Source organism: Vibrio sp. ABH4_348, assembly GCF_056159765.1.
In genome coordinates this window covers 1,046,302-1,065,585 of record NZ_JBSWVW010000002.1, presented here as the reverse complement: position 1 = coordinate 1,065,585, position 19,284 = coordinate 1,046,302, and the positions used below count along the sequence as shown (strand labels likewise).

The following is a 19,284-nucleotide window of genomic DNA, read 5'->3' as shown; positions in this document are numbered from 1 at the left end:
TATACATTGACAATCTAATTGTTATTATCATGTTACTATGTATTTCAAAATGCTACAAAGGCGCATTTATAGCAAAGGTGAGCTACCTACATTGCATCGAAAACTTTGTTTGCACTAATGAGAGTTAGCTCACAATCGCTAAGCGAAGTATTGATGCCTTTGAGTTATGCCTTTTTTTGCGTATCAATTGTCGCTAAGGTTGTGGCCCGTCAAACGGTCGTTGTAATGTGATGCCACACCGTTGTTTTGTGGTCTGTTGGCCAGGTATTAATAACTAGAAAAAATGTCTGTAACGTCTAAAAAAACCATCCACCGCTGGAAAAGACACATTGAGTTAACTGAATCTGAAGTGATCTTACCAACCGGAAAATCTATTAATCATACGTCTGTTACTCATCCAGGAGCGGCGGTTATCCTTCCCATTGATGCTCTTGGCAACATATTGATGATCAACCAATATCGCCCTTCCCTAAATCAATGGCTACTTGAACTTCCCGCTGGCACCATCGAAGGCGACGAACCTTCACTGTCTTGTGCTAAAAGGGAACTAGAAGAAGAAACGGGCTACAGTGCGAAGTCTTGGAAAGAATTGGGAAGCGTCGTCCCGTTGCCAGGCTTTTGTTCTGGAATTCAGCATTTGTATTTGGCAACTGATCTTGAACACACTAACCGCTTTGTTTGTGATGAAGACGAAGTCATTGACGTGCAATTGATTCCCACAGCCAAAGTCGAACAAATGATCACCGACGGCACGATTTGGGACGCAAAAACATTAGCCTGCTTGTTTAAAGCCAAGTTACTTGGATCGCTTTAACAATTGTTCACTACAACATTTAAGCAGTAACTTTTCCTACATCTAAATAATTGCCACACCTGGGAGAAAAACATGGACTTTCGTTCTGATACTGTGACAAAACCAAATCATGAGATGCTCCAAGTAATGTTAGCTGCCGAAGTAGGTGATGATGTTTACTCAGACGATCCAACTGTAAATCAGCTTGAAACTTGGGCGGCTGAAAGACATGGCTTTGAAGCAGCGATTTTTGTTTCATCGGGTACCCAAGCAAATCTCATTGCGCTAATGGCACATTGTGAACGCGGTGATGAGTATCTATGTGGCCAGCAAGCCCATAACTACAAGTACGAGGCTGGTGGCGCTGCGGTATTGGGATCGATTCATCCGCAACCAATCGAAAACGAACCGGACGGCACCATCTGTCTCAGCAAGCTAAAGGCCGCGATCAAACCCAACGATTTTCATTTTGCGCGAACAAAACTGGTAAGTCTTGAAAATACCATTAACGGAAAAATACTCCCACTTGAGTACTTGGCAAGAGCGCGTCAGTTTTGCAGTGAACACGAACTGCAATTACATCTTGATGGTGCAAGAGTCTACAACGCAGCGGTCGCGCTCAAAATTAATATTGTCGAGATAGCAAAATATTTTGATAGCATGACAATTTGCCTTTCCAAAGGTCTCGGTGCGCCAATAGGCTCACTACTCCTTGGAAATGCCGAACTAATCAGCAAGGCCAGAAGGCTTAGGAAAATGTTAGGAGGTGCGATGAGACAGGTAGGTTTCATCGCTGCCGCTGGTAGATATGCCTTGGAACAGGGTCCTAAACAACTTGCCAGTGACCATCAAAACGCGAAACTTCTAGCACATAAACTAAGTCAATTAGACGGCTTTCAAGTTAATCCGCACCATGTGGCTACCAACATCGTATTTGCGAAGATCGACATCGACTATCCATTAGACTCATTGGTGTCTTATCTGACTGATCAAGGTTTCAAGCTTTCTGCAGCGAGGCCAATGCGGTTTGTCACTCATAACGGCATTAACGAGCAAGATATTCATAAACTGATTGACGCTATTGACCGTTTCAACCAATCCAATCGATAAGCCCATAGCCGAGCAACTTAAGATCTCTTTAAAACAAATGATGAACAGCAATTATACAAGGTTAATGCTGCTCATCATTTTATTCACTGTAAGAATATGAAAGCGCCTTCATTCGCTTAAAATTACTATCGGACAATAAGTGTTCGACGCATATCACTTGGTTATTCACGCCCTTTCACATTTTGTTCGAACATCAGCCGCCGCAACCGATTGCGTTCTCAAAAGTGTCATATCAATGCAAGATCGAGGTCATTTCAAATCTATAATCTGAACCTCTGAAAAAAGCCAACTTCTAACACAGTAATTATAGGGACTGAAAATGAAAAAAAGCCCATTGGCATTAGCCTTGTTATCGGCCGTGGTTGCTTCGGGATGTGCTAAGGACAATTCGAATAACGCCCCATTTGACCTAACTATCCTACATATCAACGACCATCACTCGCATCTAGAGCCTTCTCGTCAGAAGCTAAAACTTGGTGGTGAGACAACTTACGCTCAAGTAGGTGGTTTCCCTGCGGTAGTATCTGCGCTGAATGCTCGCGCTGAAGCTAACACTAACGTGCTTAAGCTACATGCTGGTGACGCGATCTCTGGTACGTTGTACTACGCGCTATTTAAAGGCGAAGCCGATGCAGCGATGATGAATCACGCATGTTTCGACGCGTTCGCGTTGGGTAACCATGAATTTGATGACGGTGACGCAGGTCTTGCTCGCTTCCTAGACTGGATGAACGAAGGCAACTGTTCAACAGAAGTACTAGCAGCAAACGTTATCCCTGAGCAAGGTGTATCGCCTCTAGCTCAGGACTCAGCGAATGATTACTTCAAGCCATACACGGTAAAACAGTACGGTGACCAAAAAATTGGTATTGTTGGTATCGACATCGCTAACAAAACAATGAATTCATCAAACCCTGATAAAACCACTCAGTTCCTTGATGAAGTTGAAACTGCTCAGAAATACATTGACGAGCTAGTGTCTCAGGACATTTCTAAAATCGTTCTTTTGACTCACTACCAGTACAACAACGACCTTCAGTTAGCTGAAAAACTGACAGACGTAGACGTGATCATCGGTGGTGATTCACATACTCTGCTTGGTGATTTTGAAGCCGTTGGCCTTAAGAGTGATGGCGCGTACCCAACGCTAGTGACCAACAAAGATGGCGACCGAGTGTGTGTAGCGCAAGCTTGGCAATACTCACAAATCCTAGGCGAGCTTTCAGTTTCATTTGATTCAGAAGGCAAAGTAGCAGCATGTGGCGGTACGCCTCACCTACTACTTGGAGACACTTTTACGCGTAAAGACGACAGCGGTAAGCGTCAACCTATCTCTGGTGCTGCACTAGACGCAGTTATTGCTGACATCGAAGCGCAACCAAACTTAATCCAAGTTAAGCCAGACGCAGCGACGCAAGAAACTTTGTCTTTCTACTCTAAGAAACTTGACGAGTTGAAAGTTCAAGAGATTGCACAATCTTCAGAGCTTCTGTGTTACGAGCGCGTTCCTGGTCAGCAAAAGCACAGTGGTGCAGACGGCTGTGATAATCACACTGACAAGCACGGTTCTCAAGTTGGTGACCTAGTTGCACAAGCTTTCTTAGCGCAAACTAAACGTGCTGACGTTGCCATTCAGAATGGTGGTGGTGCTCGTGCCAACATCACTCAAGGTGTATTCACCGCAGCTGACGCGACTAAGGTACTACCATTTAGCAACACCATGGTTAACCTAACTATGACAGGTGCAGAGCTTAAAACAGTTCTGAACCAAGCTGTAGATACCGCTTACGCTGAATACGTTGACGGAAGTGACAAAGGTTCTGATGGTGCTTACCCATACGCAGCGGGTATTCGCTACGACGTAGACTTCAACCGCCCTGCTGGTCAACGCGTTCACAACTTTGAAGTGAAAGCAAAAGGTGATGGTTCTTGGTCTTCACTTGCAGATGACCGTGTCCTAGTTGTAGTAACAAACGACTACATCGCACGTGGTAAAGACGGTTACATTACGTTTGGTGAAGTATCAGCTGACAAATCTCGCTACGAGAACACATTGAAGCTATACACTGAAACCTTCATTGATTACGTTCGTGAATTGACGGCAAATGGTCAAAAGATTGAGCCTGTCGCTGCTGAAGACCGCAGTACTCAAACTTTCACACCAAAAAAGTAAACGACGTTTAAACGTTCACTATTTAAATGGGCCAAGCTTAACGCTTGGCCCATTTTTTGTTTTCCTTCTTCGGCACATTCCAACTGATGGTCTTAAGTCCGGTATAACACCTTAACCACATGCCAACCAAATTTGGTTTTTACAATGTGAGGCACGAGTGTTTCGCCGCTAAAACAAACTTTGTCGAACTGAGGTACCATTTGACCTTTTTTGAACTCGCCAAGGTCGCCTCCTTTTTTACCTGATGGGCATGATGAGTATTTCTTAGCGAGAGTTTGAAACTTCGCGCCTCGCTTAAGCTGCTTGACGATGTCTTCTGCTTGCTCTTTATGCTTGACCAATATGTGCAATGCTGCTGCGGTACGAGCCATATTCTTCCCCAACGACTTCAATTTGTCGCGATTATAATAAATCTATGACTAACGTCATTAGTCTTTTTCAAATTAGCACTAAACTAAAGTAGAGCTTATAAACTGTAACCAGTCGTTTAGGAAAACCCTAAATCAACAACTTATCTATTAGAAATGTCGATACTGGGTTTGGAGTTTCTGAGGGATAAGATTAAAATTTGTGTTGTAACAATAGTGATCACTAAGGTAACCCATGGCTAAAACTGTCAGTAAAGCAAATCAATCACAAGGCATGTTGATGTTCACGCTGAACACTCAGAAGCAATTATTCGCGATTGGTACACTGAAAGTTCGTGAAATCATTACCTATCTGCCAACCACACAAATCCCGTATTCGCATCATCATGTTATTGGCACGGTTACGGTTCGTGATCTGACCGTACCGGTAATAGATATGGCTGCCGCCATTGGCTTCCGCCCTATCCAAAAAGAAGAATACGAGTCTTGCTATCTGATCGTGACCGATTGCTTGCGCACTGTTGTGGCCTTCATGGTTCGAAGTATCGAAAAGATCATTGAATGTGACTGGCGAACCATAGAATCAGCCCCAGAGTCAGCGGGAAACAACATCTTTGTCACTGGTATTACCCGGCATGAAGACAAAATTGTGCAGATGCTAGATGTGGAATTGTTGCTTTCGAAAATATACCCACAATATGAATCCACCAAAATTCCTATGCTCACAGATATCGAGCGAGAAAGATTGAAAGCGCTCAACATCATGCTTGTGGACGATTCCTCAATCGCCAGAAAACAGCTTTCCGATGCCTTAGATAGTATTAATATTCCTTACTACTTGTGTAACAACGGGCATGACGCCTTGGTCAAAATGCGAGAGCTTTCTTCTTTGGGACGTGGTATTGATTTGCTGGTAAGTGATATTGAAATGCCGGGACTTGATGGTTATGAGTTGGCCTTTGAAACTCAAAATAGCCCGGATCTAGACAAAGCCTATGTGATTTTACATACCTCGCTCTCTAGTGAAATGTGTCTAGACCGAGCGCACCAAGTAGGTGCTAAGGAAGCCCTTGAAAAGTTTAATGCAGCCGAATTGATCGAAGCTATGCTTCGAGGTGCAAAGATACTGGAAGAGCCAACGCCAGCTTAGGCGTGAACCAACCAATTTGAATTGCATAGTTTTACGGTTAACTATGCAAAAACAAGAATAATCAGTGGTTTCGAGCAACAGTTTGTCTGAAGATTAAAAAGTGACATCAAATAACAGATATACGACCGCTTATACACTAGGCTTAAATGAGAATCGGGTAACACAGAATAATATGGCCGACGACGAGTTCAGAAAATCCACCGCTAACTTACGCAAAGCGGTTCCATTAATGATGAAGAGTCAAGTGGCAGCTACGCCAACTAACTATGCGCTCTGGTATACCTATGTCGACAACGCCATCCCGAAATTGACACAAGAGATGGACGACCTCATCAAGCTCAATGGGATCTGCCCACCAACACAAACTCAAAAGCTCTACGACAACTATGTTGCCACAAAAGCGGAAACCGACGCCCGTGAGCTCAGAGAAAGCATCGAACTACTGGTAAATGAAGTCGCCAGTTCAATGACAGATACCTTGTCCGACACCTCTCAATTTTCGGACATGATAGACAAAAGCTTTTCCAAATTAGAACAAGTTGAAGACGAAGGACTATCGATTGAAGAAGTTATGTCAGTGGTGCGTAATCTGGTCAATGAGTCTCGTGAAATCCGTCACTCAACCCAGTTTTTAAACAACCAACTGTCCAACGCTTCGGATGAAATATCCAGACTGAAAGCACAACTCGCTGAAGCGCAACATGACGCTTTATTCGATGGGCTCACTGGATTGTATAATCGAGGTGCATTCAATCAAGACCTAGCTGTACTGTCTCAAGGCGAGCAGGTACTTAGCCTAATTATCTTGGATATTGACCATTTTAAGTCCTACAACGACGATTATGGTCATCTATTTGGCGATGCCGTCATCAAGGCCATTGGCAAGCGTCTTCAAAGCGCCGCTCGTGATGGCATTTCTGCATATCGATTTGGTGGAGAAGAATTTTCTTTGATTGTTCCCAACAAATCGTTGCGTTTAGCAAGGCAAATGGCGGAGTCTTTGCGACGGGCGATTGAAAGAATCACAGTGAAAGACAGACGCACCTCCAAACACGTGGGCCAAATTACCGCGTCATTTGGTGTTGCAGAGCTAAAACACGGTGAGTCGCCTGAAGACCTAATTCAACGAGCAGACTCCCTACTTTACGAAGCTAAACAACTAGGACGTAATCGAGTCATGCCGCTCTGATTCAGAAATACTGTCATACCTTAAAAAAAACGAGCCATATGCTCGTTTTTTATTAAGTTAAGGCATTTAACTAACGGAGTGACTTAAACCCATTACCCGCTGTTAACCATCTGTGGTAATCGCAGTAATCAATTCCCGTTGCACCTTATCCGCTTGTTCAACGGAAATCTGACATGTTCCGGCTGCTTTATGGCCGCCACCACCATATTTCAGCATTAACTCGCCGACATTGGTTTTGGAACTGCGGTCAAAGATGGATTTGCCGGTTGCAAATACGATATTTTGCTTCTGGAAGCCCCACATCTTATGGATCGAGATATTACACTGAGGATATAGCGCATAAATAATAAAGCGATTACCCGCGTAAATAGTCTCCTCTTCGGTAAGATCTAGGAGCACTAAGTTGTCATGAACCGTACCACAGCGCATAAGCTGCTCTTTAAACATGGTTTCATGCTGGCGGTATAATTCGATGCGCTCTTTTACATCAGGTAGAGCCAGAATCTCATCGATAGAATGATTCTTACAGTAATCAATCAGATCCATCATAAGTTGATAATTTGAGATTCTAAACTCTCTGAAACGTCCCAATCCTGTGCGAGCGTCCATCAGAAAGTTCAACAAATTCCACCCCGTGGAGTCGAGCACTTCATCTCGATTGAACTGTGCGGCATCTCCCTTGTCAACTGCTTCCATCATATCTAACCAAGACTCAGGAAAAGAAGCTAACCCACCGTAGTGTTCCCAAACCACTCGAGCAGCAGAAGGCGCATTTGGATCAATCACGTGGTTGGGGCGCTGTCCCTCATTTCGAATGGTTTCCGACAAGTGATGGTCAAACACCATGTGTGCGCGCTCTACGTACGGCAAATTCGTGACGATGTCTCGTTCTGTTATCTCAATTTTTCCATCCTGCATGTCTTTTGGATGGACAAATTTAATGTCGTCAATGAGATTAAGCTGCTTAAGTAAAACAGCACAGACTAGTCCATCAAAATCACTGCGGGTTACTAGTCGATGTTGTTGCTGAGTCATCCGAATTTCCTTACTGGATTCTTGCATTGAAGTACTGATTTCAGTGTAGTCAGATTGCGTTCTTTCTCAACACTCTAACCAGTTTTTGTCGCAAAGCTGTGAGCTTCATAAGGTGCTGATTTGTTTAATCTCTGAGATTGAGAGTTAGGTCAATTACACTATTGATACGTTTACTTTCCAAACAAGCGTTTCAGCAATGTTTTTGTTCAATTTGGCTATGCGAAAGTGCTTACTCAATCGATTTAACTAGCCGACCAATCACTCAATAAAATCAAACTAAGCCAGTGCAATTACTACTAAGATCAGGATCTAAGCGTCGGTTTAGTTCAACCAAGGTTTCACTGAACTGCGAGTAGTAACATCTCAATTGTTCTGTGTTTTTTGCCACTAAGCATTTTTCAATTAGGTTATCTAAATCACTAAACTGCGTCACAATTTGACCGTATTCGTTACTATTCAGCTGAGAGAGAATAAGAGTTGCCTGTTTGACTGTCTCTTTGGCTCCTTCAAACAAGGTAAGGTCTGTGTTGGAAAAACAAGTCGCGTTATTTAACTGATCTGGATCTACTGACTTTGCTTGTAGTTTGCTCTCCAACAACACCCTAAATAGGGTCAACTGGTCGCACTTTAAAAAAAGCTCATCCGTTAGTGTTTCAGGGACAAAGGTAATCGCAACATGATCATCCACTGAGCGAGACAACTGAATCTGCAAACCCAACTCACGGCATTTTTCTTCAAAAATAGCTAGCAACCCTTGTTGAGGAAGTCGCTTTTGTATTTCAAAAATGCGTTCCAAATGATAATCAGTTGATAACAAAACTAATTTGAGTGACTTGGTTTTTAATTGTTGCGCTATGTCAGCCAAGATAGGTGCAGAAAAAACAAAGTTCTCGATTGTGGTCAATGATTTTGATTCGTTGTGGATTCCTAATGAATACATACGAGAGACAACGTCAGGTTCAGAGCATGTACGCTTCGCCTCCCTGTTTGTAAATTCTTTAGTAAATAGGGACGCCATTAGGTCGGACTCTGTTGTACCGGGAAACAGATCGTCACTGGCACCACCCGAAAAGATAACGTCTGTGTTTGTGTGACGATGCTCTTCAAGCCAAGTCAACAATCCCTTAACACGCCGCACCGCCTCTTTTGTTAACATTCCATTAACTAACCGTTTCCCGAGTACAAGAATTACTGTCTTATCTGTATTTTTCACACCGAATATTTCCTATTGGAAACGTGAATTCACTATAATCACGTGATCCACCGCTTATTTTTAAAACTTTGTTAACATTCAAACAACCCATCTATTAGATACTTGAAATCTAGTAATAATCACTACTTTTAGCGCGTTTTGCCTTGTGCATGTTGCAGTTTGACGTCAATCCCCGTGGTTTAACTGTGTATTAACTCAAAATGCATTATGTTAATCTCGCGCAAAACCGCGCTAGTCGGTTGAACAATAATACACTCCGCTCACTAAGAGGAGTGACTATGATTACACTGTATAGCGGTCGAACCGCTCCGTTGTAGGTAATGATATGCTGTCCATATTCGACATTTACAAAATTGGCGTTGGTCCCTCAAGTTCTCACACCAATGGGCCAATGATTGCTGGATACAACTTTGGTAACCTAATTGAAAATAATATTCACCTGGTGGAACGTGTTCAGGTGGACTTGTATGGTTCTCTGTCGTTAACAGGTAAAGGTCACCATACCGATAGAGCGGTGATCCTAGGTCTGCTCGGTAACCGCCCAGACACCATTAAAATATCTAGCGCCAATGAAGCAATGCGAAAAGCCATTGATGAAGGTGTTCTCAAACTGGTTGCGAAAAAAGACATCCCATTTAATTACTCAGAAGATCTACTGTTCCACAAGAGTAATTTACCACTTCACGAGAACGGTATGACAATCACCGCTTTCGATCAACACGGTGTACAAATCGGATTTGAGACCTATTACTCAATTGGTGGTGGCTTTATTGCTACTGCTGACGAGCTCACCAATGGTATTCAAGAGCAAGACGTTAAGGTCCCCTTCCCCTTCACTAACGCCGATGAAATGTTGCAAATGGCAGAAGACAACGGCTTCAGCTTGGGTGGCATGGTCTTACAAAATGAGCTGTGTTTTAAACAGTCACAAGAAATTGATGATAAAGCTGAGCAAATATGGCGCGTCATGTTGCGTTGCATGGAACGTGGCTTCGAAACAGAAGGCATTTTGGAAGGCGGGTTGAATGTTACTCGACGTGCTCCGAACCTCCTAAAAAAGCTTGAGGCAAACAAAGCGGTTGAATCTGATCCAATGGAGATTATGGACTGGATCAACTTATTCGCATTCGCAGTCAGTGAAGAAAACGCCGCCGGTGGGCAAGTCGTCACCTCACCTACCAATGGTGCTGCAGGTGTTATCCCTGCCGTTTTAATGTATTACCACAAGTTTGTGAAAGAGCTAGACACCAAACAACTTAAGGATTTCCTGGCGGTTTCCGGTGCAATTGGCATCTTGTACAAAACCAATGCGTCTATTTCTGGAGCAGAAGTCGGTTGTCAGGGCGAAGTCGGTGTATCTTCTTCCATGGCGGCGGCAGGTCTTACAGCGCTTCGCGGTGGAAGCAACGAGCAAATTTGTATTGCAGCTGAAATTGCCATGGAACATTCATTGGGAATGACCTGTGATCCTATCGGTGGTCTGGTTCAAGTTCCTTGTATAGAGCGAAATGCAATGGGTGCGATGAAGGCAATTAACGCCTCGCGAATGGCGCTTAAGCGTACCAGTAAGTGTTTAATCTCCTTGGACAAAGTCATAGATACTATGTACCGAACCGGTAAAGACATGAACAAAAAGTACCGTGAAACGTCGCTTGGTGGACTGGCTATGATTCATCTCGCGCCACCTTGTGAATAGCCTTAAATACAGTGAATTGAACAACTGACCTAAAGCGCCACTTGTGGCGCTTTTTTCAGAGCTACACAATACTCGTTTTCTTGAGACCGAATCTATATAACACTGGTCTATACGACTATATATAAGCCGCTCAATATCAAGCCTACCCCCATTGTCCGAGGCCAAGACCATTTCTCACCTAAGAACTGAATTCCAAGTAGCAACCCGAACACGATACTGATTTGCCTTAGCGCGACGATAAAACTGACGTTATCAGTCATCGACATAGCAATAAGAACCAAAGTGTAAGTGCAAGCCATGATGGCGCCAGCAGGACCAGATTGCTTAACGTGAGCAAATGACTTTTTAATATCTTTTGGTTTTGTTAGCAGCAGCCAAATGAGTAGCAATGAAACAATAAACCAAAACTGAACACCCAAGAAAAACATTGCAGTAATCAATAAGTGAGAACCTTGTCCTGTACTGCTTATTAGTATGGTTAGCGCTTCTTTGTCTAATACAGAATATGCTGCAGTCCCGAGTGCCGCTATGCTCGCCGCAACAATCGCCACGCTTTTATAGTCACTAAGACGGAACGCTCTAATGCTGCGCATCGGAACCAACAAACAGCCGAGTGTCACTAATGTAAATCCGACCCACTCAATAGAGGTAATTGTGTATCCCAATAAAAAGGTAACAAAACCCACAATGAGGACGGGCAACGCTCGAGCAAAAGGATAGATAACACCGATATCCCCGTGCTGGTAGGCCTTTGAAAGAGCCATAAGATAAATCAGTTGTGCAAAAGCACTCACAAGGATAAGTAACCAGAATTGAGATGGAAGACTGAAGATATTGAATTGATTGCCGTAATACAGCACCCAAGGTGTTGCAACCAACGCCGCGGCACTACAACTCGACAGGAAAAAAACAGGTCCAGACAATTGAGATTTTTTACCCAGTACATTCCAACTTGCGTGCAAAACAGCAGACACAAGCACTAAAACGATAGCCAAACTCGTCAAAAGTTCACCTCTATCGAAACCACATCTTGCCGCCAGTATTCTGTGTTGACGACAACGGGTTCCCCAGCACTGTTCGCCCAAATCGTTTCGATGATCAAACAAGGACTTCCCGGTGTTGCGTTTAAATATTTGGCTATGTCACCGGTTAGTGAGCTAGGTTTAGATACAAACTTTTTTAAACTCAGAGATTGGTCTCGATTTAGCACGTTCAGTAAGCTTTGGTTTCCAATTTCACTTAGGTCATTCTTTGTCCACTTTGAGTTGATACAATGTGTTGACCAGACAACGCGACGCCCTTTGTATTGGTGGATTCGCTGTAATTCGACAGTTTCCCCAAATGGTGGGAGATGGAGTAATACTGCAGTTTGTGCTTTAGCTATCTGCTTTTTTACGCTAACCGTATTGCTAACAATCGGGTTTTCTAAACCAATATCTTCATTTGGCCTTTCACAGATATCTTTAAGTTCATTAGGGTTGTAGCCTATTCGTTCGCCAGAGATAAACCAACCTCGACGATCCTCTCGATAAATTAGTCCATCCGACTCCAAAGCTGACAACGCTTCTCTCAATGTGACTCTTGTTGTTGAGAACGACTCAGCCAGTTGTCTTTCGGAAGGAAGTTTTTGTCCTGTAACAAGCTGACCATCGGTAATCTGGGTACGAATGATGTTGACTATGTCGAGATACTGCACACTAACCTCGCCGAAAAATGGAGTTTCGCTCGAACCAATAAATGGACGTGAATTGCGGAAACGCACTCATCACAAGGGATAAGTCATCAATTTCCATGCAAACAAGACGTTATCACGTTGATCAACCAAATCCAATCTGAGTATTATTCGGATTGCATTTGTTTTAGGTAGAGTTTCTATGAATAAATCTGAACGTTTACTTCAATTAGTCACCTTGTTAAGAAGTAAAAGATACGCAGTGACCGCTCAAACTCTGGCAGAAACGTTAAATGTAAGTGAACGCACTATCTACCGAGATATTCAATCTCTTGTCAAATCGGGGCTACCTATTGAAGGTGAGGCCGGCGTGGGTTATTTGATGCAATCGAATTCTCATCTTCCGCCGCTAATGTTCGACGAAAATGAATTAGTCGCCCTAGAGCTTGGCATGAGAATGGTTGAAACTTGGGGTGATACCGAACTCTCACACGCATCAAAAACGGCTGCGACTAAAATTCGCTCGATACTTACCGACAAGCTAAAACAACGAATCGAAAACTTTTCATTACTTGTCCCAAGTTACTGCACACAAAGTACCACAGCAGATCGAAGCCAAATACTTCGTCATGCAACAGACAAGCACCGCAAGATACGCATCAATTATCAAGATGAATCTTCAAAAAAAACAACGCGTTTACTTCAACCTTTGGGCCAAATGTATTGGGGACAAGCTTGGACCTTACTGGCATGGTGCGAACTTAGAAACGACTATCGAAGCTTTCGCATTGACAGGATTGAAACTGTCGAAGTACTTGATACACACTTTGAGACGTCAAAAACCAAGTCTTTAGAACACTATATTGCTAATTTGGCTCGATTTGGCTAGCTCCGCTCGGCCCAATCTGTGACATACTTTTTGAATAACTTTCCACGCTTTGACAACAATCTACCCGATGGCCAAACCAAATAAATTGGCCTGGCCGGACCTTGCCACTCTGGGAGAACTTGGGTTAGACGACCCGCGCTCAGGTCAGCTTGAATATGCGAGTCAGGTAACAAACTAATACCGTTTGAATCTCTCGTTAAAGAGGCAACTATTTCTAGGTCATTGGCAGTTGCACTAAATTTAGGCCGAAGGCTGACAGATTGCTCGTTGTTTTTATGTAAGTCCCATTTACTCAGTTGTTTGGCTCCTATTAAACGAGCTTCTTTCAATTGAGATGGATGGGAAACAGCAGGTATTTTTTCTAAATAGTCGGGAGAAGCAACCAACAATGTTTGCACAGTGCCAATCCGAATTTGTGTTAAAGATGACGTAACTTGGGGACCAACCCTGACCGCCAAATCAGCTTTCTTTTCGGCGATATCAACTAAATCGTTGCTCAGTTCTAAATCAATTTCAATCTGAGGAAAATCAGTAGCGAAAGCGGGCCACAGATCTCTAAGCCACGTGTTCGCGAGGTTGGTAGGCGCTAAAATTTTGAGCTTGCCAGAGGTCGTTCCTTGCTCCCTACTCAGCATCAACTGCGTTTCATGCATTTCTGCAATAAGCGTCTCGTAGGCTTCGAAGTGTCGCTCCCCCTCATGAGTTAAGGAAAATTTATGAGCATTTCGGTTAACCAACTTGAATCCGAGCTTTTGTTCTAAACGCTGTAAACGTCTAGTAACCGTAGCAGGAGGAATGCCAAGTGCCTTCGCTGCACTAGACAAGCCTTGACTATGAACAATCTGAACAAAAACGGATAAATCATCAAACATAGTAGATTGCAATTACGGAATCATTATTTATTAAAATCAGTCTATATTGCAAAAAGGTAAATAGCTAATCTCATGTCTATCGATACAAGAGATAGAGGTACTAAAAATGAAACGTCGATTTGTCTTCGCTGTAATTATGGCAACATTACTCTCAATTTTTATGACAGCATGGGTCACATTTATAAATATTGGACTTGATACAAACTATTTACCAAGTTGGCTTAAAGCCTTTGCCCTAGCATGGCCGGCGGCGGTATTAATTTCTTTCTCTATTGGGCCCAAAGTGAATCAGATGACTGACAAATTAATGGCAATTGGTGCTAAATAAACAGCAATAGCGCAAGCTGCTGACTATTGCTGTGTGGATTATAGTTTTTCTAGTAGATTTATCGTAGCTAGTTAAGTAACAGGGTTTCTAGCTGCGACAATTTCGAAATGGTATAGGTAGGCTTAAAGTCCAGCGGATTGCTCTTCGCGCTTTCATTTAACCAACAGGTATCGAAGCCGAAACGGTGTGCGCCTAGTATGTCGGAATCTGGGTTATCACCGACCATCAAAACTTTTGATTTGTCAGGCCTACCTGCCTTGACCCAAGCTGTATTAAATATCGCCGAATCAGGTTTTGCTACTCCCTCTTCTTCAGAAATTACCAAGAAGTCAAAGATTGCTTCTAAACCCGTTTTCTCAAGCCTTACATGCTGGAGGTCAACAAAGCCATTAGTGATGATCGCGAGCTTTGCGTCCTTGCTCAATTTCTTCATTAGATTTTTAGCTCCCGGTAACGGCGTGCAAATCTCGGCCATCGATTCTAAGAACAGACGGTTCAGCTCCAATTCTGATTTTCCAGTTGATAATGACAAGCTAGCAAAGCGCGCAGTTTTGATTTTGTCGGCGTCTATCTGTCCATCTTGATAGGCCTTCCAAAGCGGTAAATTGATTTCTTGGTAGGTATCAAAATCTTGTTTGGAAAATTCTATCCCGAATCTTCCCATCATGTTTCGTAAGCCAGCAAACGAATCAAACCGAAATAACGTTTCGTCTGCATCAAAAAAAATCCACTGATACTGCATAGATGCTCTCTCCTTTTTTCTTATTCTAATTGCTAGACTTTTACTAAATCAATGGACACAATGTTCAACATATTGTTTCCAAAATCTAACTCAAAGACCGTCATGAAAGAGTTTCATTCAATCCCGGCATTTGTCTCTGTTGCTGAAACTGACAGCTTCTCGCTTGCAGCACAACAGCTTGGAGTCACAAAGTCAGCTGTCAGTAAACGTGTACGATCATTGGAAGAAGAACTTGGTGTTAAGTTACTGCAACGAACAACTCGTACCGTACAACTCACTGAAGCAGGAGAGCGGTACTTTCTGTACGCAAAACAAGCGACAGAGCTTGCTCAACAAGCTAGTGATGCAGCAAGTGAACTACAAGGTGAAGCGACCGGATTATTGAAAATCTCTGCACCAATGTCTTTTGGTGTGGTTCATCTAGCTCCGATATTATCCGAGTTTATGCAAGCCAATCCGAACATAGAAGTACAAATGGCTTTAGAAGACAGGCTAGTTGACCTTGTGCAAGAGAAGTTTGATTTGGCAATTCGAATTGGTGAACTCAAAGACTCCACTCTCATCGCCAAAAAGCTCGCTCCTTGTTATTCGGTTCTTTGTGCTTCACCAAACTACCTTCAAAAGAATGGCGAGCCAACTAGCATCGATGACTTGGAACATCGTAATTGCCTAAAATACAGCTATTTCCAAGGCGGAACAGAGTGGAAGTTTTACCGAGAAAATTCCGAGTACCGTATGACGCCAACTGGCACTCTGACCGTTAACAATAGCGAGGCAATACGACGCGCTGTGATTTCAGGGTTAGGTATTGCACAGCTACCAACCTTTATCATTGGCAAAGATCTGGCGAATGGGACCTTGCAACGCCTATTACCAGAGTTTTCCCTTCCTACTCACGGTGTTTATGCCATTTACCCAGATAGAAAACACTTACCGCTTAAGGTTCGGTTATTTGTAGATTTTCTCACTCAAAAAATAGGCTCCGACAAGCCATATTGGGATTTCGATTTATCGATTACTTAATGTTGGATTTACAATGTAAAGTACATTCTCTTTCGATTTATACGTGTTTTAAAATGCGATTCGCTTCTCGCTGAGCTTGTTCAATTCTCTGTTGCGGCGTACATTGCGACTTTTCGTGTATTAGTTGATAAATACTAGGATAGTGGTTTGTTGTAACAGCTTCTTCTCCGAGAATGCCAATCACGTTAAAGTATCCAAAAATCTCGCTTTGTGTACTAAATCCTTTTTGCCGTGCATGCTTAACATGGTTTTTTAACCATTTTTTCGAATCGATCAGATCTTGTTCAGGAAAGTTATCTTTAAGATGTTGGGATAGCTTATCCAATGTATTTTGAAAATAAATTCCACCCAATTGCTCCCACTGAAAATCTGTAATAACTAATCGATCTGATAAATTGCAAGAGTGGGATTCAGACAATGGTTTTTCTCGAAACTTCCAACCATTACGAGTGGGCAACCAAACGCTAGAGACCATTTGCCAGAAGTGCGGAGAATCCGATTGATAGAAAACCCATGCCGTTTCTGAATGCGCCATTTTTATAAATACTTCTGTCTTGAAAGGTGTAACGGCAGTGATTAAGGCTCTAAATTTTTCAGCTAGTGTACTGATATCGAGTCGAGATGAAACAAAATATCCGATATTCTTTAAGTCGAGCTCAAAAAAGAACTCTATTATTTTGTGATTGACCAGAACCAAACATGGAGAGACTTCTCTCAGAGCATCATAAGGCGGATGTAAATAGATAGGTTCTAGTTGCAGACTGGTGTCAATTGAATACAGCTTGATAAAAAAGTCATTCACTCGCCCTGCGTCGATCATCAAATAAAGTGATTCTCCTTCCTTTGGCTTTAAATGATGACCGCTCTCTTTGAACTTCCGATATAAGTTCGACTTCATGATTGCTGCTCTTCACAGACCTGACATACAGGGTCATCTTGCTGTAAAGCAATTATTTGACGATTAATAATGTCTGCATTTTTCAGTAGCGGCTCAAGCGCTTGTTCAGTCGCATCTATAGTTAGGGCCTCTAATTCTGAAGGCGACTCCACCATATCAACAAGAAGTGGAGGCTCGGCGATTTGCCCCCCATAACCACTACCGCTTCCGGCGCTGCCTCCAGAGTTGAGATTAATAGCAGGCCCAACAACATGAGTGCCCGAAGGATCCAGTTTTACTAGCGAGCCACCGGCCGTTAATGTGATTTCTGTGCCTGCCTCAATTACCAATTTATGACCCGCTTTGATATGGACCTCGTTAGCGGCATCAATAATGGCTTTTGAACCCACTTTTTGATGTAAACCTTTGTCGCTGTCTAGAGAATTGTCGGCTGTTACTTTGCTTCTTTGCTCACCATCCACAGTAAGATGTTGGTTGTTTTGGATGTGACTGAACTCGTCGTTATCAACCGTTAGGTGCTGATCGTGTTTAATGTGGCTAATGCGGTCGTTTTTAACTTCTGTGTGCCAATCTTTTTGCGCGTGCAGGTAGATTTGCTCTTCACCAGATTGGTCTTCAAAGGTGAGTTCGTTAAACCCTTCACCTTGATGACTTTCACTGCGCCACGTGGTCTTGGTCTTGTGCTCTGGCAGGGCATAAGGCGGTGTATTGTTGGCATGGAAGGTGCGACCTGTGATGATGGGCTGGTCTGGGTCACCGTTTAGAAAGCTGACAATGACTTCGTGGCCAATTCGTGGAATGGCCATCATGCCGTATTGCGCCCCGGCCCAACCTTGTGACACTCGCACCCAACACGAGCTGTGCTCGTCAGCATTGGAGTAGCGGTCCCAGAAGAAGTGGACTTTGACTCGCCCATGTTCATCGCAGTAGATTTCTTCCCCTTCGGGACCTACAACGACTGCCATCATCGGGCCATCGACTTGCGGCTTGGCTTGGGGATTGGCCTGCCAAGTGCGAGTGGAAGGGATGACGGTGAATTGGTTAGCGTAGGTGGTGGCACCATGGTTGCCATGCTCTTCCAAAGCTTGCGGCTGGCTGCCTTGGTGATTAACTTGCACCAGCAGCCATTCTTGGTTGGACGTCGGGTCTAAATGGTCTTGCAAGGTAAACGCGTAACCTGCTTGCAGCGCAGGTTGATTACTTTTGCCAGTCGCGGTGTGAGTGTCACGCGTTAAATAGTTAAGCCGTATTTGGTTGTACGCTTGGCCATTGCCATCGTCTTTAAATCGTCCCGGATAATCAAAGTGCTCGTAGTCACTGCGCTGATGCTCGATATGAGAGGAGGTTTCGTTTTGACTCAGCGGCGCAGTTGGCTTTTTGAAGCTGTAGTCTTTAAGTTCACTGTGGCTTGGGGCAATTTTTTTGTGCTGAGTGAAGGTCGACACATAAGGCACATGGATAGTGCCCCCTGACATGGCATTGTACGGAATGGGTGTGTCGATTCTGGGCAAGCTGTGAGTTTGGTCGGTTATGACTAAGGTATGTTTACCGTTGTCATGAACAAAGCTGTAAATCAGCCCTTCTTCAGCGGCCAGACGGTGGAAGAAGTCTAAGTCGCTTTCTCGATACTGAACACAGAATTCTCGTTTGGCGCACTCACGTTGGACCGCAAAGCCGTAGTCGGTGATGCCCATCTCTTGAAGTAAGACAGACAAAATTTCTGGCACCGTTTGGGTTTGGAAGATGCGGCTGTTTTGGCGAAGGCCAAGACGTTCAAGTGACGGGACTAAGGTGAGTTGATAAAAAGTATGGTGATGACCCGTGTCGCCCTGCTCAAAGGCTTTAACAATACCATGCACTCGCTGAACCACTTCACCATCGAGAAACACGGTAAGCTCCGCGCCTTTATCCACGATGTCATCGGCCAATAAATCCGACTGACGACTGGCCAGGTCAATTTCATAGCGATAACCAAAACAGGGTTGTCCAGATTGGCGACCTTGAGTAATGAGATGATTGGATAATGACTCGACGCCATCGTAGCCCCTCACCACTAAGGTCTCGTCTTCCCTGCCCTCTAACGTCAGGTTGTACTGCAGCTGTGCCATGTGCTCTCCCACCCCACTTATTCCA

18 protein-coding genes are annotated in these 19,284 nt (G+C 43.6%); 9 read left to right on the top strand and 9 right to left on the bottom strand.

The genetic code is table 11. The features are described from left to right. Positions 1–283 precede the first annotated feature (283 nt). The 3 genes from ACXAFJ_RS18705 (at position 284) to ACXAFJ_RS18695 (ending at position 4,076) form a co-directional block, all read left to right on the top strand. Positions 284–814: an NUDIX hydrolase gene (locus ACXAFJ_RS18705; RefSeq protein ID WP_475325523.1), complete on the top strand. Its 531-nt coding sequence runs from the start codon at positions 284–286 to the stop codon at positions 812–814. 72 nt (positions 815–886) lie between these two features. Beyond that, positions 887–1,903, top strand: coding sequence for a low-specificity L-threonine aldolase (ltaE, locus tag ACXAFJ_RS18700; protein WP_475325521.1), 1,017 nt, complete (start codon positions 887–889; stop codon positions 1,901–1,903). A gap of 319 nt (positions 1,904–2,222) precedes the next feature. Further along, positions 2,223–4,076 (top strand): 5'-nucleotidase C-terminal domain-containing protein, encoded by a 1,854-nt coding sequence (locus tag ACXAFJ_RS18695; RefSeq protein ID WP_475325520.1) that lies wholly within the window; start codon positions 2,223–2,225, stop codon positions 4,074–4,076. Positions 4,077–4,168: 92 nt separating this feature from the next. On the opposite strand, the gene ppiC is transcribed toward ACXAFJ_RS18695, so the two are convergent. Continuing rightward, positions 4,169–4,447 carry a peptidylprolyl isomerase PpiC gene (ppiC, locus tag ACXAFJ_RS18690; protein WP_475325519.1) on the bottom strand — a complete coding sequence of 93 codons (279 nt, stop codon included), beginning with the start codon at positions 4,445–4,447 and terminating at the stop codon, positions 4,169–4,171. A 232-nt stretch (positions 4,448–4,679) separates the two neighbouring features. On the opposite strand from ppiC, the gene ACXAFJ_RS18685 reads away from it, so the two are divergent. Further along, on the top strand, positions 4,680–5,594 hold the full coding sequence (locus tag ACXAFJ_RS18685) for a chemotaxis protein (RefSeq protein ID WP_475325517.1): 915 nt from the start codon (positions 4,680–4,682) through the stop codon (positions 5,592–5,594). A 172-nt stretch (positions 5,595–5,766) separates the two neighbouring features. Beyond that, positions 5,767–6,783 carry a GGDEF domain-containing protein gene (locus ACXAFJ_RS18680; RefSeq protein WP_475325798.1) on the top strand — a complete coding sequence of 339 codons (1,017 nt, stop codon included), beginning with the start codon at positions 5,767–5,769 and terminating at the stop codon, positions 6,781–6,783. Positions 6,784–6,885: 102 nt separating this feature from the next. Here ACXAFJ_RS18680 and ACXAFJ_RS18675 read toward each other — a convergent pair whose 3' ends face one another. Together ACXAFJ_RS18675 and ACXAFJ_RS18670 are read right to left on the bottom strand one after the other, a co-directional pair. Further along, complete coding sequence (locus ACXAFJ_RS18675; protein ID WP_475325516.1) at positions 6,886–7,818, bottom strand: exopolyphosphatase; 933 nt, start codon at positions 7,816–7,818, stop codon at positions 6,886–6,888. 271 nt (positions 7,819–8,089) lie between these two features. Further along, the gene (locus ACXAFJ_RS18670) at positions 8,090–9,031 is read right to left on the bottom strand and encodes a YdcF family protein (RefSeq protein ID WP_475325515.1); all 942 of its coding nucleotides are present in this window, start codon (positions 9,029–9,031) and stop codon (positions 8,090–8,092) included. Positions 9,032–9,356: 325 nt separating this feature from the next. Here ACXAFJ_RS18670 and ACXAFJ_RS18665 point away from each other — a divergent pair, with 325 nt between their 5' ends. Further along, positions 9,357–10,727 carry an L-serine ammonia-lyase gene (locus ACXAFJ_RS18665; RefSeq protein WP_475325514.1) on the top strand — a complete coding sequence of 457 codons (1,371 nt, stop codon included), beginning with the start codon at positions 9,357–9,359 and terminating at the stop codon, positions 10,725–10,727. Positions 10,728–10,834: 107 nt separating this feature from the next. Here ACXAFJ_RS18665 and ACXAFJ_RS18660 read toward each other — a convergent pair whose 3' ends face one another. Both ACXAFJ_RS18660 and ACXAFJ_RS18655 read right to left on the bottom strand, forming a co-directional pair. Beyond that, the gene (locus tag ACXAFJ_RS18660) at positions 10,835–11,731 is read right to left on the bottom strand and encodes an EamA family transporter (protein ID WP_475325512.1); all 897 of its coding nucleotides are present in this window, start codon (positions 11,729–11,731) and stop codon (positions 10,835–10,837) included. Further along, on the bottom strand, positions 11,728–12,423 hold the full coding sequence (locus ACXAFJ_RS18655; protein ID WP_475325511.1) for a GntR family transcriptional regulator: 696 nt from the start codon (positions 12,421–12,423) through the stop codon (positions 11,728–11,730). Before ACXAFJ_RS18655 ends, ACXAFJ_RS18660 begins: the two co-directional genes overlap by 4 nt. Positions 12,424–12,601: 178 nt before the next feature. Here ACXAFJ_RS18655 and ACXAFJ_RS18650 point away from each other — a divergent pair, with 178 nt between their 5' ends. Then, complete coding sequence (locus ACXAFJ_RS18650) at positions 12,602–13,288, top strand: helix-turn-helix transcriptional regulator (RefSeq protein WP_475325510.1); 687 nt, start codon at positions 12,602–12,604, stop codon at positions 13,286–13,288. Here the strand turns inward: ACXAFJ_RS18650 and ACXAFJ_RS18645 are convergent. Beyond that, a complete protein-coding gene (locus ACXAFJ_RS18645) occupies positions 13,285–14,160 on the bottom strand; it encodes a LysR family transcriptional regulator (protein ID WP_475325508.1) in 876 nt (291 codons plus the stop codon). The two genes, ACXAFJ_RS18650 and ACXAFJ_RS18645, sit on opposite strands and share 4 nt — an antisense overlap. Before the next feature lie 106 nt (positions 14,161–14,266). Between ACXAFJ_RS18645 and ACXAFJ_RS18640 the strand changes: the two genes are divergently transcribed. After that, positions 14,267–14,488 carry a DUF2798 domain-containing protein gene (locus tag ACXAFJ_RS18640; RefSeq protein WP_475325507.1) on the top strand — a complete coding sequence of 74 codons (222 nt, stop codon included), beginning with the start codon at positions 14,267–14,269 and terminating at the stop codon, positions 14,486–14,488. A 67-nt stretch (positions 14,489–14,555) separates the two neighbouring features. Here ACXAFJ_RS18640 and yjjG read toward each other — a convergent pair whose 3' ends face one another. Then, positions 14,556–15,230 carry a pyrimidine 5'-nucleotidase gene (gene yjjG / locus ACXAFJ_RS18635; RefSeq protein ID WP_475325506.1) on the bottom strand — a complete coding sequence of 225 codons (675 nt, stop codon included), beginning with the start codon at positions 15,228–15,230 and terminating at the stop codon, positions 14,556–14,558. A gap of 102 nt (positions 15,231–15,332) precedes the next feature. On the opposite strand from yjjG, the gene ACXAFJ_RS18630 reads away from it, so the two are divergent. Next, the gene (locus ACXAFJ_RS18630) at positions 15,333–16,253 is read left to right on the top strand and encodes a LysR family transcriptional regulator (protein WP_475325504.1); all 921 of its coding nucleotides are present in this window, start codon (positions 15,333–15,335) and stop codon (positions 16,251–16,253) included. Between the two features lie 37 nt (positions 16,254–16,290). Here the strand turns inward: ACXAFJ_RS18630 and ACXAFJ_RS18625 are convergent, their stop codons facing one another. Together ACXAFJ_RS18625 and ACXAFJ_RS18620 are read right to left on the bottom strand one after the other, a co-directional pair. Further along, positions 16,291–17,073 (bottom strand): DUF4123 domain-containing protein, encoded by a 783-nt coding sequence (locus ACXAFJ_RS18625; protein WP_475325797.1) that lies wholly within the window; start codon positions 17,071–17,073, stop codon positions 16,291–16,293. A 74-nt stretch (positions 17,074–17,147) separates the two neighbouring features. Then, positions 17,148–19,259, bottom strand: a complete 2,112-nt coding sequence (locus tag ACXAFJ_RS18620; RefSeq protein ID WP_475325503.1) for a type VI secretion system Vgr family protein — start codon at positions 19,257–19,259, stop codon at positions 17,148–17,150. Between the last annotated feature and the right edge of the window lie 25 nt (positions 19,260–19,284).

What these genes read in the sequence shown, in the direction of transcription:
- ACXAFJ_RS18705 (WP_475325523.1), top strand. Translation starts at nt 284, where the DNA reads ATGTCTGTAACGTCTAAAAAAACCATCCACCGCTGGAAAAGACACATT.
- ltaE (WP_475325521.1), top strand. Translation starts at nt 887, where the DNA reads ATGGACTTTCGTTCTGATACTGTGACAAAACCAAATCATGAGATGCTC.
- ACXAFJ_RS18695 (WP_475325520.1), top strand. Translation starts at nt 2,223, where the DNA reads ATGAAAAAAAGCCCATTGGCATTAGCCTTGTTATCGGCCGTGGTTGCT.
- ppiC (WP_475325519.1), bottom strand. Translation starts at nt 4,447, where the DNA reads ATGGCTCGTACCGCAGCAGCATTGCACATATTGGTCAAGCATAAAGAG.
- ACXAFJ_RS18685 (WP_475325517.1), top strand. Translation starts at nt 4,680, where the DNA reads ATGGCTAAAACTGTCAGTAAAGCAAATCAATCACAAGGCATGTTGATG.
- ACXAFJ_RS18680 (WP_475325798.1), top strand. Translation starts at nt 5,767, where the DNA reads ATGGCCGACGACGAGTTCAGAAAATCCACCGCTAACTTACGCAAAGCG.
- ACXAFJ_RS18675 (WP_475325516.1), bottom strand. Translation starts at nt 7,818, where the DNA reads ATGACTCAGCAACAACATCGACTAGTAACCCGCAGTGATTTTGATGGA.
- ACXAFJ_RS18665 (WP_475325514.1), top strand. Translation starts at nt 9,357, where the DNA reads ATGCTGTCCATATTCGACATTTACAAAATTGGCGTTGGTCCCTCAAGT.
- ACXAFJ_RS18650 (WP_475325510.1), top strand. Translation starts at nt 12,602, where the DNA reads ATGAATAAATCTGAACGTTTACTTCAATTAGTCACCTTGTTAAGAAGT.
- ACXAFJ_RS18645 (WP_475325508.1), bottom strand. Translation starts at nt 14,160, where the DNA reads ATGTTTGATGATTTATCCGTTTTTGTTCAGATTGTTCATAGTCAAGGC.
- ACXAFJ_RS18640 (WP_475325507.1), top strand. Translation starts at nt 14,267, where the DNA reads ATGAAACGTCGATTTGTCTTCGCTGTAATTATGGCAACATTACTCTCA.
- yjjG (WP_475325506.1), bottom strand. Translation starts at nt 15,230, where the DNA reads ATGCAGTATCAGTGGATTTTTTTTGATGCAGACGAAACGTTATTTCGG.
- ACXAFJ_RS18630 (WP_475325504.1), top strand. Translation starts at nt 15,333, where the DNA reads ATGAAAGAGTTTCATTCAATCCCGGCATTTGTCTCTGTTGCTGAAACT.
- ACXAFJ_RS18625 (WP_475325797.1), bottom strand. Translation starts at nt 17,073, where the DNA reads ATGATCGACGCAGGGCGAGTGAATGACTTTTTTATCAAGCTGTATTCA.
- ACXAFJ_RS18620 (WP_475325503.1), bottom strand. Translation starts at nt 19,259, where the DNA reads ATGGCACAGCTGCAGTACAACCTGACGTTAGAGGGCAGGGAAGACGAG.